At 62.3% G+C, this 15253-nt stretch carries 13 protein-coding genes; 1 reads left to right on the plus strand and 12 read right to left on the minus strand.

The window, feature by feature from the left end:
- Window positions 1-194 precede the first annotated feature (194 nt).
- On the minus strand, window positions 195-2420 hold the full coding sequence (locus tag QZY01_RS12980) for an ATP-dependent RecD-like DNA helicase (RefSeq protein WP_294537726.1): 2226 nt from the start codon (window positions 2418-2420) through the stop codon (window positions 195-197).
- Window positions 2421-2611: 191 nt separating this feature from the next.
- Here QZY01_RS12980 and QZY01_RS12985 point away from each other — a divergent pair, with 191 nt between their 5' ends.
- Window positions 2612-2881: a DUF2312 domain-containing protein gene (locus tag QZY01_RS12985; RefSeq protein ID WP_294537727.1), complete on the plus strand. Its 270-nt coding sequence runs from the start codon at window positions 2612-2614 to the stop codon at window positions 2879-2881.
- Window positions 2882-3060: 179 nt separating this feature from the next.
- Here QZY01_RS12985 and QZY01_RS12990 read toward each other — a convergent pair whose 3' ends face one another.
- The 11 genes from QZY01_RS12990 to QZY01_RS13040 form a co-directional block, all read right to left on the minus strand.
- Window positions 3061-3582 carry a DUF2726 domain-containing protein gene (locus tag QZY01_RS12990; protein ID WP_294537728.1) on the minus strand — a complete coding sequence of 174 codons (522 nt, stop codon included), beginning with the start codon at window positions 3580-3582 and terminating at the stop codon, window positions 3061-3063.
- Between the two features lie 16 nt (window positions 3583-3598).
- A complete protein-coding gene (locus tag QZY01_RS12995; RefSeq protein ID WP_294537729.1) occupies window positions 3599-5956 on the minus strand; it encodes a TraM recognition domain-containing protein in 2358 nt (785 codons plus the stop codon).
- Between the two features lie 556 nt (window positions 5957-6512).
- On the minus strand, window positions 6513-7643 hold the full coding sequence (locus QZY01_RS13000; RefSeq protein ID WP_294537730.1) for a hypothetical protein: 1131 nt from the start codon (window positions 7641-7643) through the stop codon (window positions 6513-6515).
- A complete protein-coding gene (locus QZY01_RS13005) occupies window positions 7640-8143 on the minus strand; it encodes a lytic transglycosylase domain-containing protein (RefSeq protein WP_294537731.1) in 504 nt (167 codons plus the stop codon). The genes QZY01_RS13000 and QZY01_RS13005 overlap by 4 nt, the downstream gene beginning before the upstream one ends.
- A complete protein-coding gene (locus QZY01_RS13010; RefSeq protein WP_294537732.1) occupies window positions 8140-8550 on the minus strand; it encodes a hypothetical protein in 411 nt (136 codons plus the stop codon). Before QZY01_RS13010 ends, QZY01_RS13005 begins: the two co-directional genes overlap by 4 nt.
- Entirely contained in the window at window positions 8547-8795 is a 249-nt protein-coding gene (gene icmT, locus QZY01_RS13015) for an IcmT/TraK family protein (protein ID WP_294537733.1), read from the minus strand. Before icmT ends, QZY01_RS13010 begins: the two co-directional genes overlap by 4 nt.
- A gap of 12 nt (window positions 8796-8807) precedes the next feature.
- Window positions 8808-9980: an ATPase, T2SS/T4P/T4SS family gene (locus tag QZY01_RS13020; protein ID WP_294537734.1), complete on the minus strand. Its 1173-nt coding sequence runs from the start codon at window positions 9978-9980 to the stop codon at window positions 8808-8810.
- Between the two features lie 4 nt (window positions 9981-9984).
- Complete coding sequence (locus tag QZY01_RS13025; protein WP_294537735.1) at window positions 9985-11037, minus strand: type IV secretory system conjugative DNA transfer family protein; 1053 nt, start codon at window positions 11035-11037, stop codon at window positions 9985-9987.
- On the minus strand, window positions 11030-11509 hold the full coding sequence (locus QZY01_RS13030) for a DotD/TraH family lipoprotein (protein WP_294537736.1): 480 nt from the start codon (window positions 11507-11509) through the stop codon (window positions 11030-11032). The genes QZY01_RS13025 and QZY01_RS13030 overlap by 8 nt, the downstream gene beginning before the upstream one ends.
- A 105-nt stretch (window positions 11510-11614) precedes the next feature.
- On the minus strand, window positions 11615-14665 hold the full coding sequence (locus tag QZY01_RS13035) for an ATP-binding protein (protein ID WP_294537737.1): 3051 nt from the start codon (window positions 14663-14665) through the stop codon (window positions 11615-11617).
- 19 nt (window positions 14666-14684) lie between these two features.
- Complete coding sequence (locus tag QZY01_RS13040; RefSeq protein WP_294537738.1) at window positions 14685-15242, minus strand: hypothetical protein; 558 nt, start codon at window positions 15240-15242, stop codon at window positions 14685-14687.
- Window positions 15243-15253: the final 11 nt, after the last annotated feature.

The following is a 15253-nucleotide window of genomic DNA, read 5'->3' on the forward strand; positions in this document are numbered from 1 at the left end:
CCACTCGTAGCCCATGCAAAGATAAGGTGCATGAATTTGGTTATTGCGAGCCAATCCGACGGCGGCTTTCCGCCGACCCCGCGCGACCGTCATCCTGTTCGGCAATGACCGGAAATGGCGCATTGCTGCCGCCAATGAGGTGTCTCGTCGTATCTATATATAGTGGGTCTTTGTCTTTGCCGGGTAGCGACGGATCAAACCACCCGCAGACTGCTTTCATTCGATTCCGGCAAGCCTCGCTCGCCCACCAGCCACTCCCGAAGCTTCGTCCACCGCCGCCTCGCCCCATGGCTGCGGACGGCGATCGCTAGCGCCTTGCGCTGCCCGACGATGACGACGAGGCGCTTTCCGCGGGTGACCGCCGTATAGACCAGGTTCCGTGCGAGCATGGTATAGTGTTGTTTCGCCAACGTGATCACCACTGCGGGATATTCCGAGCCCTGCGACTTGTGGATTGTCGTCGCGTAGGCGGGGACGAGCGCGTCGAGTTCGCCGAACGGATATTCGACCTCGCGCCCGTCGAAATCGGCGATCAGAACTCCGTCAGTCTGGTCGATACGCCTGACCCGGCCGAGATCGCCGTTGAACACCTCGCGGTCGTAGTCGTTTTCGGTCTGCATCACCTTATCGCCGGGAGCAAAGGCCGAACCGAAGCGCTCGATTTTCTCGCCGATGTTTGGATTGAGGGCGTTCTGGAGGTCGATGTTGAGCGCCCGCGCGCCAAGGGCTCCCCTTTGCATCGGGCAGAGCACCTGAATGTCGCTGACCGGATCGAGGCCGAAACGCCGAGGGATTCTTTCCTTGACGATTTGGACCACCTTGGCCGCGCCATCCTCGGGATCGGCCGCCTCAACGAAGAAAAAGTCGGTATCCGCGCCCGGCTTGGTCCACTCGGGCATTTCTCCCCGGTTGATGCGATGGGCATTGACGACGATCCGGCTTTCGGCGGCCTGCCGGAAGACCTCGGTCAGGCGCGAAACGGGGATGGAGCCGGAATTGATGACGTCGGCAAGAACCTGGCCGGGGCCGACGGATGGAAGCTGGTCGATGTCGCCGACCAACAGTAACGCCGCCTTGGGGGGAATGGCCTTCACCAGGGCGAACATCAGCGAGGTGTCGAGCATGCTGGTCTCGTCGATGACGAGGAGATCGCATTCAAGCCGGTATTCGGCGTTGCGTTTGAAGCCTCCGTTTTTCGGGTCGGTCTCAAGCAGTCGGTGGATGGTCTTGGCTTCGATGCCGGTTTGCTCGGCCATGCGCTTGGCGGCGCGGCCCGTGGGCGCCGCGAGGAGGATTTTCACTCCCTTGGCCGCGACGATGCGCAGGATGGCGTCGAGCAGGGTCGTCTTGCCGACGCCGGGGCCGCCGGTGACGACCGCAACCTTCGACCGCAGGACCATGGCGACAGCAGCGCGCTGCGACGCCGCCAGCGTCTTGCCTGTCTTCTTCTCGACCCATGGAATGGCCTTTTCGGCGTCGATCGCCGGCCATGGCGGCGCCCCCTGCCCCAACGCAAGCAGACGTTCGGAGATGCCGCGCTCGGCGAGATAAAGCCCTCGCAGGAAGACGCAAGGTCGCCCCTCGATCATATCCGCCACGACCTCGCAGCCAGCAATCTCATGAGAAAGGGCCGCGCCGACGATGCGGGCATCAACTTCGAGCAGGGTCGTTGCAAGCTTGACAAGGTCCTCCTCAGGCAGAGCGCAATGGCCCTCGTCGGTTGCTTCCTGCAACGCGAAGGAGATGCCGGCCCGCACCCTCTGGGGCGCCTCGCGAGTCATGCCGAGTTTCATGGCGATGGCGTCCGCCGTCCGAAACCCGATGCCGCGGATGTCGCGCGCGAGCCGGTAGGGATCCTCGGTCATCACCTGGATCGCGTCATGTCCGTAGGTTTTGAAGATGCGGACAGCGCGTGACGTGCCGACGCCATTCGAGTGCAGGAAGAGCATAATGTCGCGGACGGCCTTTTGCTCGGCCCAGCCCGCAGCGATTTTTCCGGCGCGGAATTCGCCGATACCGGAGACATCCCTGAGCTTCTCCGGGTTGGCTTCGATGATTTCGAACGTCGCCGCGCCGAATACGGCGACGATCCGCTCCGCGAGCTTCGGGCCGATGCCTCGAACCATCCCCGAGCCGAGGTATTTTTCGATACCCTCGGGCGTTGTCGGCGGCGTGGTCTTGAGGAAATCCGCCTTGAACTGAAGACCGTGGGTTCGGTCCGTGATCCAGACGCCTACCGCGTGAATGAATTCCCCCGCCGAGATCGACGCCGCGTGGCCGACGACTGGCACAAGGTCGCGCTTGCCCCGAGCTTTCACCTTCAGGACGGCGAAACCGCTGTCTTCGTTATGGAACGTCACCCGCTCGACCGAGCCGACGAGCGTGTCTCGGGGCAGCGGCGCGCCGGAGGATGGCTTCACAGGAATTGACCGAAATCGGGTTGATCAGCGGACAATGTACCACGAGCTTCCGAAGGGCAACCTTTCCGAAGGCGTCAACGAGGCCAAAGCGTGCAGGACTCGGAATTCTCCGCAGCTTCGGCGATGGGGTTAACATCCTGGTGACCTTTTCGGCCCTAGCCTCCGATTGCGCCAACAAAGGGAGGCCGTGTATGACAGACACTGTGGGTATTGCAGGTGACCGGATTCGCTCAATCGTCGAGCGCATCGAGCACATTGAGGAAGAAATCAAGGCCCTGAACGAGGACAAGAAGGAAGTTTTCCAGGAAGCCAAGGGCGAAGGCTTCGACCTTAAAGTTATCAAGGAAATCATCCGCCTGCGTAAGCAGGACAAGGACGAACGAGATGAGCATGAGTCGCTGCTCGATCTATATCTCAGCGCTATGGCTTCTGCTGAGACCGAACGATCAAAAGCCGCATAGAATTTTAGGCCGCCGATCAGCGCGAAGGCGCCGGCGCTGATCGGCGTCCAAACCAAGTATCGGATCCTGGCGCAATGTTGCCGCCGCCACGTAAGGCGTCTCGTCGCCTCTATAAATAGTGGGTAATCTTCTTCAACGGATAGAGACGGATCAAACCACCAGGCGCCAGGATTCGCATTTCAAAGATCTTCCATCGAATTGCTCAGCGCCAAGCTTAAGCCAGCCCCACGCAACGTTTTTATCAATTCTCCCTCGCTATAGGACCACCGCGCCTTCAAATGCACGAGCGGCAGTCCAGCCTCCGCACAAACGCGATCCACGAGCTGGTCTCGCCGCCGTCGATCCGCCGCCTGATGGGAACGATCGTCAAGCTCAAGAATCAAGACTGGGTCGAGAGTCGACCGATTGCAAAGGACAAAATCTACACTTTTGGCAAAAACCCGGCTTATCGCTTTCCAGCGGGAACGATTGCTCGCGCCCGTTTCGACATCGACAAGATCGGCAAGACGAACCTGCACGAAAACCCGATAACGGGCGCCAACGATGCGATCCAGCTTTCGCAGGAATTCCTTCTCGTTCTTGCTCAAAAAACGGCCGCGACAATACCGCGCATCGCGAAAGCCGCGGCCCATCAATGCAAGGCAAAGGATCAGACCGACCAGGATCAGCAATTCCAACCAATTGTAATCGTCCAGGTTCACTTCCGCCTCCAGAAATTCACGGCGCCATACTCGCCGACCGCACAGCTTGATGCTCCTCGACATATTCACCGAGCGCCGCATCCACCTCCAGGATGACCTCGACCAACTCGCTCCGAAGACTCGCTTGATCCTCTCGCCCCATTGGAGCGCCCGGCGACCGGTACCCGCTCGCCTTCGCCGAGGCCACTAGCCCACGAACGGCCTCGCGTCCCGCTTCGACATCGCCGCCCACGATAGGTTCGATAGCGACCAGCTTGCCTATCGTTTCAAGATCGGCCGGATCGATCAGATCATCGCCGCCTCGCGGCTCGAGATCGTTTTTCTTAACTAGAGGCCGTTCCAACATCGGGGAAAAAATCGTCTCAAACGATTCGCCCGGCGCCGGCGATCCTTTCGCCCATTCCCCGGCCGCCCGCAGGGCTTCGGCAATACACGGCTCCGCGCCGCGTCCCTCGCCGGAAGCGCGCGCAAACGTCTGGATCATCGCATTCAACGCCGGCGACCGTTCCGCTCGCCGGCCATCGGAAGCAAGCCCTCGTTCAATCCGGCCGACCAGCGCATCGACCTTCGCGGCGTCCGCCACGATCTTCTTCACATCCGGCGGCGGCAGGGCCAGGCAGCGATTCAGCCGCATCGGCCCTTTCACTTTTACATCGGCGTGAAACAATTTCGCATGAATGCGTCGGCCGCCAAAAAGGATGATCGCCTCGCCTTCAATCAGCCCTTGCAAATCACGCCAATCCACCCGCGAGGTTTCCCGAAGCTCGGCCGACCGGCCACTCGCGAACTCGCCCAAATCGTCCACCTGAAAATTCGAGACTTGCGAGACAGTGGTGCGGCCCGCCGTGCTCTCGATCCACTCGCGCGTGCGGTTCGCGTCCTGCAAGCGCATGGCCACGGTCAAATTGGCGTTGCCGAGGAGGGACGCCGTTTTTTCGCCCAGGCGCGCCCAGATGCCCGAAATCTCCTGAAGGCCAAGCCAGAACATGAAATTCAGGCCGCGCCCCATGGCGAGCATTCGATCCATGCCCGACGTCGCATAACTCGCCACCTCGTCGAGAACGACATGAAAAGGCGCCGTTCCCATGCCCGGCTTGTTGGCGACGATCGTGTCGTGATCGCCCTCGAGCCGCGACCCCAGCATCTGCGCCATCATGCCGCGCAGCGACGCCACCACGATTTTGCCGAGCGCGGCGAGCCTGTCGTCGGAGCTTTCGAGCGCCGGCAGGTTCACCACCAGAATTCTGCGGTTGAGAACGACGTCGCGCATGTCCACTTCAGACTGCTGCACTTTGAAAATGTGACCAAGCGAAACGCCCAGAAGCTCGAAGGTTCGGGTAAAATAAAACACGGCGAACCCGTGCTGTTTCGACGGCTCCTCGGTCTTTTGCTTGTTCCAGTCCAGCGCCATGTCATAGGCCGGCAATTCCCCGAGGTAGGCGCGCAGCGGATAAATCACGTCCTCGGGAATGTCCGAAACGTCGATGTTCTGGATCTCCCCCGACACCACGTCGCGCAGCTCGAAAAGCTTCTTGACCGCGACCTTCCAGATGCAGCGCAGCTCGAAGCTGAAACGTATGGTGTCGATATTGAGGGACACGCCTTTGTTGTCCCGCATCCAGACCAGGACCGGCGCCATGGTGCCGACCAGCGCGACCGCGCGATCGCGGAAGACCTGGTTCGAATCTCCCGAGCCCGCCTCGCCCAACTGGCTCGACAGCATTTCACCGATCGCGTCGGCGTTGCCGACCGCAAACGGGTTGAAGGTATTGGATTGTTTTTCACCCGACGCGGTCATGAAATTGAGGCACAGAACGTCGTCCTCTCTTCCGAACCGGCGCGCCAGGGCCAGCACTTCGCCGAAAAGCTTGTTATCGGCCTTGCCGTCGACCAGCACAAAGCCGCTGCCATGGGCCAGCGCATTGGTCAAAAACCCCACGAGCGCGGTCGTCTTTCCCGCTCCCGTCGTTCCCGGAACGGTCGCATGCTGGCGTCCGTCGTCCGACGATAGCCAAAGCTCCCGGCCTTTCAGATCGCGCCCGAGGTAAATCGTTCCCGCCGCCTGCCTCGGCCGGCGGTCGTCGGGCGAGGGATAATTATAATCCTTCATCCGCGCGCTCATCGGCAGGCGCAGCGGCAACGTCACTTTCTGGGCGAGGACCACCGCCGCGTAAAGGATGGACGCCGGGACCGCAAGATTGACCAAAGCCGGTTCAATGAACATGGCGACGCCGGCGACGCCTAGCACCAGACCAGACGCCTCGCTCATCAGGAAGGCCGAGATTCTTGTCGACAAAGGCCGCACGTCGCGACGAAGGCGACCGCTCGAAACCTCAAAACGCTCCTGCGGACCCACGATTTGACGTTGAAGCACGACGACTCCTTAACGTTTTCCGCCGATTCCGAGATAAACCCCGATCCCGAGCCAGACCCCGATTGCGACAAAGCTTAATGGAGACCGAACGCCGTAGTCCCGCGACGCGGCGGGTTGGCGCCGCCTTGAGGCGCTTCCTCGCCCGCGACCGGCCTCTCGATACGCCCCGTGTCGACGCCGGCCGGCGCAGACGGAACCCAGAGCGGAGGCGGCGGCGCCGCCGCCGCGAACTCCGCCCGATTCCCCGGTCCTACGGCAAACCCATGAACGAGGCTGACGCCCACGGCCGCCGCGGCGAGCAAAGACAAAGCCCCGAAGGATTTGGCGATCCATCGGCTTTTCCTCGGCGGCTCGGGGTAAAATCGCGGCTCATTCCGATCTCCGCTCGCCCCTGCCGTCCAATCGGGACCAGGCGCCGCGGCCAGCGACACATGAAAATGCAACTCCACCTTCACCGTCCGCTCAACGGTCTCACCTTCACTGTTCATCGCATCCTCCAGATTTGAACCTCGACGATCCGCTCAAACGGCGCGAACTCCCAAGCCCAAACGCCCCGTCACAAGGCAATTTTCAGCGCCGTCAAAGCGGCTTCGAATTCCGAGACAGCCAGGGCCCGTCCCGCGCCGCGTTCCGCCTCCCAGTGGCTCCGCGCGCCGATCGCTTCGACCCTCGGACAAGGATGGACATGCGTGCGGCGCCCCTCGCTTTCGAAGCCAAGCGAGTGCAGCGCGAACCACAATTCCCGATCGACCAGCTTCAAAAAAGCGAACTGACCCGGCGGCAGCGCGCCGGCGCGCGCCCGGGCTTCGCACAAGACGGTCATCAGACCTGTCGTCGTGTAGAAATGACGGCCCATGGCTTCGAGCGCCTTGCGCGCAATCGCCTCGTCGTTCAAAACGAGATCGGCGATGTCGACCGTCTTTTTCGGAAATGCGAGCGGCTGTTCCGGCCCCGTCGCGCCGTCATTCTTGTCAAACGGCAGAGACGACGACAAAAGCCCGAGAAGTTCGATGGCTTCCTCCCGATCTCCCTCTCCGTGCAGCGCACATACCGCCAACATGCACTTCACCGACGCCGGCGCTGCCTTCACCCCTCTCCATGGCTCGCCGAGCTGGCGAAAAAGCGCCTCACGCGCCAATGCCGCGTCGAATGCGCCCTCCGTCCCGACCGCCCACAGGCGAGCCCATTCGTCCGGCCGCAACGCTGGATCGCCGGGACGCGGTTTTCCGTCCCGAACGCCGGTCAGTCCGAGCTTTCGATCAACGACCCAGGAAATGAACGGAAAACTTTTCGACTGCTCGCGCATCAGACCTTCGAGATCGAGCCGCCGCGTGAAGCGCTGATTGCCCGCTCGAGCAAAGCAGACGGCCGCCAGAAGCCCCGTCATCCCGACCGCCGGATAAAGGAAAAACGCGCCGATGTTGCGATAGAGCCGGACGAGCTGGTCGAAACTCACCGCTTCGGGATTGGCCTTCAAGACCTGCGCATCGGCGACCTGAAAGCGATCCGACATATAGCCGATCGCCTTCATTTCCCAATGGGCGAGCCACATCGCCCCCGTGCTGATCGCGCCATGGGCGGTCTGCCATGAGGTCCACAGAAGAAACCCCAAGCCGACGAATATGACGACAAGCAGAACCGCGCTGGAATCGCCCGCGCCGGCGCCGGAACCGCGCGCCGGCGTCATGGCGTCGCCCTCTCCAGCCCCGCCATCGCCCGCTGGCGCAGTTGCATCGCATGCGCGTACACGGCCTTGAGATAGGCCCGTTTGTGGATGGCGTTATGGGAATGATAGATCGCCACACCGTCCCACAGATTGCCCGGCGCTTCGTCGAGCGCCTGCCTCAAGATCCAGGCGCCGGCCTCGACGTTGGCGCAGAAACTGTCGCGCAACGCCAGATAAGCCGCCTCCCTGGACGTCCTCCAGCGTTGCGCGATCTTGTCGACCCAAATCTGATTGACCTGCATCGGGCCAATGTCGACGGTCTCGTTGGTGTTCTGGCTCACGGCCCCCAAACGCCCGCGCTCGACGTCCAGCAGCAAGACAAGAACGCCGGCGGGAACGCTATGCGCCTCCGCCGCCGCCTTGATGCACGCTCCAATCATCAACTCGTCCGCGCTCGCGGGCCGGACCACCATAATGGCGCTCGCAACCGCCGCGCCGAAAACAGCCGCGCGTCGCGTCATGTCGGAGCCCTCCGCGCCTGCGCTCTGGCGGACGCCTCGTCGAATACCCGCGCCAGATCGAGAACCATGATCCCGCGGGGCGTCGAGGCCTGAGCGATCGCCTCCATGGTCGGAAGCATGACTTCCGAAAACGTGTCTGCTGTAATCGCTTCGACACGCCAGGAGAAGAACGCCTCGAGATCGCGCGTCAGCTTGAGCCCAAAACCCTGGCCGAAAGCGTCGAGCGCGAGCGCTTCGCCAGAGGCCAAAAAGACCGGCAGCAGTCCGTCCGGCGCCGCCGCCGCGTCCGGCGGCACCACGACCGTTTCCCCGCCCGCTCGATCCTCGAGCAAAATTTCGCGCCCGGCGTCCACCAGCAATTGGCGCACCACCGCCGCGACGCGCGCGACATCGATTCCCTTGCTCACGCGAACCTCCGACGCTTCCACGCGGGGACCGCAGGCCGGAACGGACCGACCAGGAGACGCCGAACCATCCTGAACGTGGCCGGAACGGTCATCCCGGCCCAGCTGATCATCGAGAAGAAGATCACGCCGATGAGAGCGATATAGAAAGTCGGCCAGCACCAGTAGACGACGAAAACAAGCACCGGGAGACATGCTCGCGCGTCGAGCACCCACACCTTGACCGGCTTTCCAGTATCACGCCACATGCCCAGTCCTTCCTATTGGATTTCCCGCCGAACCATTTCAGCGGTTTCCTCGTCGATACGGCCCTCCTTGAGCGCGTTCTCGATCGCTCGCGCATAAGTCTGCCCTGTGCTCTCGAGCGCCTCCATCGTGATCTGCGGCCAGTCGTCGGCGCGCGCCGTCGCAAGACGCCGCCGGTACTCGGCGTCGCAGAATAAAAACTCGCGCAGCGGCGTCCAGCGGCCCTCGGGCGTTGGTACAAGCCTTTGATTGATGACGAGCCGAAGCGCCTGCGCCAGGGCGATCATCTGATCCTTCAACTGCTCGGGCGGCAGCAGGCTTGCAATGCGCTGCATCGTCAGCGACACCGTTTCCGCGTGGAGCGTCGTCGCGGTCGCATGACCCGAAATCGCCGCGTGAATCGTCGCGCGCATATGTTCGGGCTTGCGGCATTCGCCAACGATGATGTCGGTCGGCTGGCGCCGCATGGCGCCTTCCATAAAGGCGTCGAAGCTCGGCAAATTACGCGGGATTTCGCTTTGCGTGATCGTGCTCGTCCGGCTGCGCACGCGATCGAGCAGAAACTCGATCGGCTCGGCGCATTCGATGATGTTGCGATGCCCGTCCGGGTCCATCAGCTTCGCCATCGTCATGCCGCCAATCAGGGTCGATTTGCCCGATCCCGTTGCGCCCGAGACAATCATCAGCCCTTTGCTCATGCGAAAATTCGCCATAATGCCCGGCTCGACATTCTGCATTTCAAGGGGTGGCGGAAGATCCTTGACCGGACGAATGACCGCATGAACGCCGATGCCCTGGCTCGTCACAGCCGGCGTGATATTGACGCGAAACCTCAACACTTCTTTTCGCGGCACGCCGATCACATACATCACATTGATGTCCTGGCCGCCTTGAAGCCGCGCCATTCCATCGGCGCCATAAAGATGATTGACGATCGCCGCCGCTTCTCTCTCATCGAGGGAGAGGCGCGACGTGACCTTGTAATTCCGGCCGTAACGGCGAAACGCCGCCGGCTGAAACGTCGCGAACTGGATTTGCTCCCCGCCCAGGCGATGGACATGGCTCATGAAGCTGTCCAAACCCGGCGCATTGTGCCGGCTATCGACCACCCACCGCTCGCCATTGTCGCGCCATTCGACGGAGTTGTCCGCCTCGACAGCCTCTGGTTTTTCCACCATCGCGAGCATCGGATTACCTCGGACAATCGCGTGAGCCGCGCGACCACGGCGCCCCGTTCGCCCTGAGACCCGGCTGACCCGTGATCCGGACGACACGATCGCCGCCACGCAACTCCCCGCCGCCGCCATCGACGGATTTCTCGTTGAAGACGACACGCGGATTCTCGACGAGGCCCTTTTTCAACAGTACGCGGTAACGCGCCATGCCGACGATGTCGCGTTGAAGCCGGCCGAGATCGGCGAGGTAAATGTCGACCGCCTGTTTCTCGCCGCGTCCCCAGCCTTCAGCGACAAACTTGTTCCAATACTGCACTTCTTGTTCCGTGCGCGGGAGCACGGCGTCGGCCGGCTGCTTCGGCCAGCCCCAATCGCGGACGAGATAGGCCCGCCAGTTCGGCGGCGCCGACGCCAGGCGCGCCGCGCGCGTGATCGAGTAGACACACGCGGTCTCGCGCGCCACCTGGCCCTGTTCGGTCAAGGCGAAGGCCATCTGCGCCTCGGAAACGATCGGCGGGACCATCAGAATTCGGCTACCCGGGTGATGAAGCACCACGGCGTCGAAATCATAGACGCGATCGAGATTGTCCTCGTATCTGCGCAACATTTCATTGATGGCGAAGGCGCGCCCCGCAAGGCCGCCCTTGGCGCCATAAGTCAGGCCGGCGTCGCGCAATGTTTCCTCACGGCCCGGTTCGAGCGGCGGCGCCCCCGGAATACCAACAACGCCGCCTGGACGCGCGGACTGAAGCGCTTCAAGCGAAGGGGGACGCTCGCCGCCAACCACTTGCGGTTCCACCAGGGCGCCGGTCACAGGCTTGTTCAGCCCACTGGCCAGCTCACTCGCCCTGCGATCGACTTCCTCCGGAGAGGGGGCCGGCGGGACAGGCATCAAGATCGCGCCGTCGGGGCGCGACGGAACGGGCGGCGGCTCTTGAATGAGAACCGGCGCTGGAGCGGGCTCCGGCGCCGGCGCCGGGGCGCCCACATCGGCGGCGGTCGCAACGCCCGCGAGGCAAGCCAGCATTGCGGCGGCTGCGCCACCCGAGAGAAGACGACGCTTAGCCACGATAAACCACCTCCACCACATGATGCCGGGAGTCGAGACGCACGACCGCTTGCGACCCGGCCTGCTCGCCCAGGATGATGAACAGGTCGAAGACGCGGCGCGGAGCGGGATCGATCGACACCTGAACGCGCGGCATGAAGATCGACGCTCCCCTGATTTCAACCGTGTAGCCGACGACTTTTCCCAGCTCGCGGACCGCGTCGTCGAGCGATCCGTTCCACTGAAAGGACACCCGGCGATCGAGCTCGCCCGGAACGACGATCGGCCGATCCGACGCCACGACCTCCGGTCCTATTTTGCCAATGCGCGCCATTTCCACGCCGACGTCGCTCATACTCCGCTGGAGCGCGAATTCGGCATTCGGCATGCCCGGCATGGGCACAGTCGTCGCGATCGGCGTCACCTGAGCGCAGCCGGCAAGACACCACGCTGCCAGGCCGATCGAAACCCATGTGGAAACCTTTTGCCCCATGATGAATGGCTCCTTCGTCACAATTAACTTCGGCGGCGATGGCGCGAACTCGAAATGCGTTTTGATAAAAAAAACGAGGAGCGGTTGCGCCCGCTCGTCGAAGACTTATTGTGCCGCGGCCAAAAGCGCTGCGCCGTCTCGCTCATAGGGTCGCAGCGTCAACGCGATACCGCGCCCGTCGATCAGCTCCGCCGCCAGATCGTCGACCACGCCCGCTTGCGCCGTCGATTCCATCCCGCCGGCCTTGAGCCGATCGGCCTTGCGGCGCTCGATTTCCTTCAACGCCGAGCCTTTCGGGAAAACCGTCGCCAGCCGGCGAAGCGCCTCTTCAAAGCCCAGGGCGCTGTAGAGACGATTGCGCAACGCGCTGTCGCCGGGCGTCGTCGAATGCGCCCACAGCTCGACCGGCCCCAACTGATTGACCAGCACCTGCTCGTATTTGGCGTTGTCCACCTGAAGGACAAACAGAAACGGCGCGCCGTTTGGACCGGGCCCATGGAGTCCATGCCGAACCACCTGGGCCGCGCCCTCGGATAGATTGAACCGCTCGATCGCCTGTTCGGCTTCTTTTTCATCGCCGACGGCCAGGATAAAGCGCCCGGTCGATTGCGCGAGGATCGAATCGCTCATGTCGCCGAGGCGTTGGCTCGAAAAGCCAAGCTGGACATTGTGCTTGCGGCCCTCGCGCGCATCGAGCTGGGCTTGAGCCTGCACCAGTTCGCTGCCTCGGGTTCGATGCCATTCGTCATAGTCAAGACGCTTGACCGATTCGTAAACTTCCTGAAAGCGTTTGGCGTGATACGGCCGAACGAACTCCGGGACGTAGCGAAGATAGTCCGGCTTCAGGAAGAAGTTTCTTGCGAGGATGTGCCGGCCCAAAAGATACATGATCTCGGTCTGGCGATTGGCCGCCGCCGAGCCGGTCGGCGCCACTTCCTGCAGATCGAGCACGATGATGCGCGCCGAGCCAAAGTCGAGCCGGGTGGGCTGGTTGAGCGTCGGAAAGCGCCGAATGGCGTCACGAATATAGCGGTCGAAAAGCTGCGACGCCGTCTCGGCGGTCAATTCGATCTTCAATGATTCGAACAGATCGACCACCTGTTCGGAGCGCGCCGCGACGATCAGATCCTCGAGCACCGGCACCGCATGCCGTTGCGCAATTTCCGCCAGACGGTATTCACCGCTTTCGCAAAGCGCCGTCACCACGTCACGCCATATCGGATATTCCGGATGGAGTTGGATGCGATGGCTGTCGAGCGCGGCGTCGACGAGTGGTTCGACCCCCGGCACATATCGTTTCGGGGTGCCGCCGGGAACGTCCTTGCATCGCCGATAGGCCTCGTCGACCACCAGCTTGATCATCTGCGTCAAACCCTCGAACGGCTTCGACGTGTCCGCCGGAAGGGTCAAGAGCGACAGAAACGTTTCAAGGAACGCGCGTTCGAGCGGCAGCGGATCTTCGCAGCCGACCTGCAGGTCGAACACGTTGAACTCGTAGCCGGCCGCGAAATGCATGGTCACGTAAATCGCCTCGTGCTCGCGCTCCGGGCCGAGTTTTTCCCGGATCAACCTTACAAATCCTTCAGCCGATGGCCCAATGTCGAGCTTGCCGATCAGCGGAAGTTTGGGCTCGGAGCCGCCAAGCACGGCGGACGACAGGCACAGACCGAGATTGATCGTGTTGGCGATCACGGACTTGCCCGAGCCCGGCGGCGCGACAAAAATGTCGATCACCACCGGCCGTTTCGATCCGCCCGCCGGGTCATAGGGCCAGATGGCGCCGGACGGCAGCCGGAACAGCACGCTCCCTTCGGTCCACGGAGAAATCGTGTGGTTCCAGGGCAGCATGGGGAGCGCCTGGCCAAGAAGAGCCAGCGACGGATTTCCCGTCGAGGCGAGGGCGATGCCCGGCACCGTACCCATCACACCGTCGAGAGGGTCTCCGGCGATGCGCGCCGACTTGCATCCGCCCCAACCCTCGATCCTTTGCGCCAGCGTCGAGGAGCGCCTTCGCAGGGCGCGCGTTTCGCCCGCCTTGGCCCAGGTCGCGAAAGAGGCCCGGAGCTTGACCGAAATATGATTGTTTTGTTCTCGCGCCGCCCGCAAAGCAGCGAAACCGCGCTGCAAATCCCGGTTTTGCGGAAAAATGGCCAAAAACGACGCGCCGATTTCCTTCATCGCCAATCCAGACTGACCGCCGCCTTCGAGAATGAAACAGCATCGCCAGGGAACCCTGTCCTGACCAAGGGTCGCGGCGAGTTCAACGAAGGGCCTCGGATCCTCCGGGCCGATCATCAAATCGACAGGCGCATATTCATAGGCGCCCATCTCTACCACCTGGCCGCCGCTCGTCACCGCGTCCTCATGGAAAAACTGACTACGCAACGACGGCCAAAGAAGCCCCTCCCTGGACGGAGTTTTGACGTCGTCTTCCGGCATCCGGGACATGACCTTGTCGCCGATCAGGACCGGCTGCCATGCCGAGCCCGCCGTCTCGCGATACATGGCTTCACGCGCCAGAACCAAAGCTTCGCGCGCGCTCATCTCGGTCGCGTTGACGTCGATGCCTCGCAACGCCTGAGACACGCGGCTCACGAACCCGTCATGATGGGCCGCCATCAACTCGGAGCGCATGAAGAATCGCTGCGCGTCGCCGATCGCCGGAACTTGTCGTGCGGCTGAAGCGCGCTCCTCCTTCATCTGCTTGACTTCTTCCTTGGTGAGGACGGCTCTGCGCGTCCACAAGATCAGGCACGACGCCTCCCAGCGCATCGTCGTGGCCCACAACCTGGCGCGCTCATCCAGGAGATCGCCGAGATCGAGCCCGAGTTCCTTGCCGACCTTGCGGCAGGAGGCGAGACTGACGCGCTCGATTTCCGATTCGGCCATTTCGGGATCGGAAAGATACCAGCCGACAATCGCGTGGCCTTTGCTTTCCAGCGTTCCGGACAGTTCGACGCGCAACGATTCCGAGAGGCGTTCGATGTCTTTGCGTGTCGCGATACGCTTCATTCCGCCGACGCGAATGAAGCTCAAATAGTCACCCTGCTTCGTGATCAACGCGTCGCCGTGCGTCGTCTCGACGTCGAAGTAGCCGGCCAGCGGTTGTTTCAGCGCCAACGAAATGCTTGCCAAAAATCGAGAGATCGCATTCACGGCCCTATCCTCCAAAGTCTCAAGAAAGAGTTTGCGGCGCCGCCTTGACGTTTCGGCCGAGCGGCATAAGGCGCACGCCATGAAGTCTGCGCGCCCGATCCGCATAGGTCTTGGCGTCCACCCGCACGAGCGCTTGAGCCAACGCCTTGGGAGAAGACGACCCAAGCCGCGCCTCGACCTCCTCGATTCGACCGCGCAACGAGGCGATCGCGACCAGCGCTTCGCGCGCCTCGACAGGGATAAATTCTTCGCCGGCCGCCGATCGTCCAACGCCCGCCAAATGCTGAAGGCCGTGTTTAGCGAGCCGGCGATGGCACTCATGAACAATCGCGATCAACGCCGCTTGGGTCAGCTCGGGCAACCAGATCAGAACCGTTTCTTCATCGATGCCCGGCCGGTCGAGGCGCCTCACCAGAATACAAAATGGACAGGCCCCATCGGCGTCCAGAAAAGAAGAAGGCTCCTGTGGTTTTGCAGGGGCAGCGCAAAACCGACAGGAGCCTTCGCGGGCGGCGCTGTCTTGCCGAATGCTACCCGACCCGGTCGGGCGACGGACGGAAAGAACAAGCGGCGCCATTTTCGTCATGC

It is taken from the genome of uncultured Rhodoblastus sp. (assembly GCF_903903185.1).
Taxonomy (GTDB): Bacteria; Pseudomonadota; Alphaproteobacteria; order Rhizobiales; family Beijerinckiaceae; genus Rhodoblastus.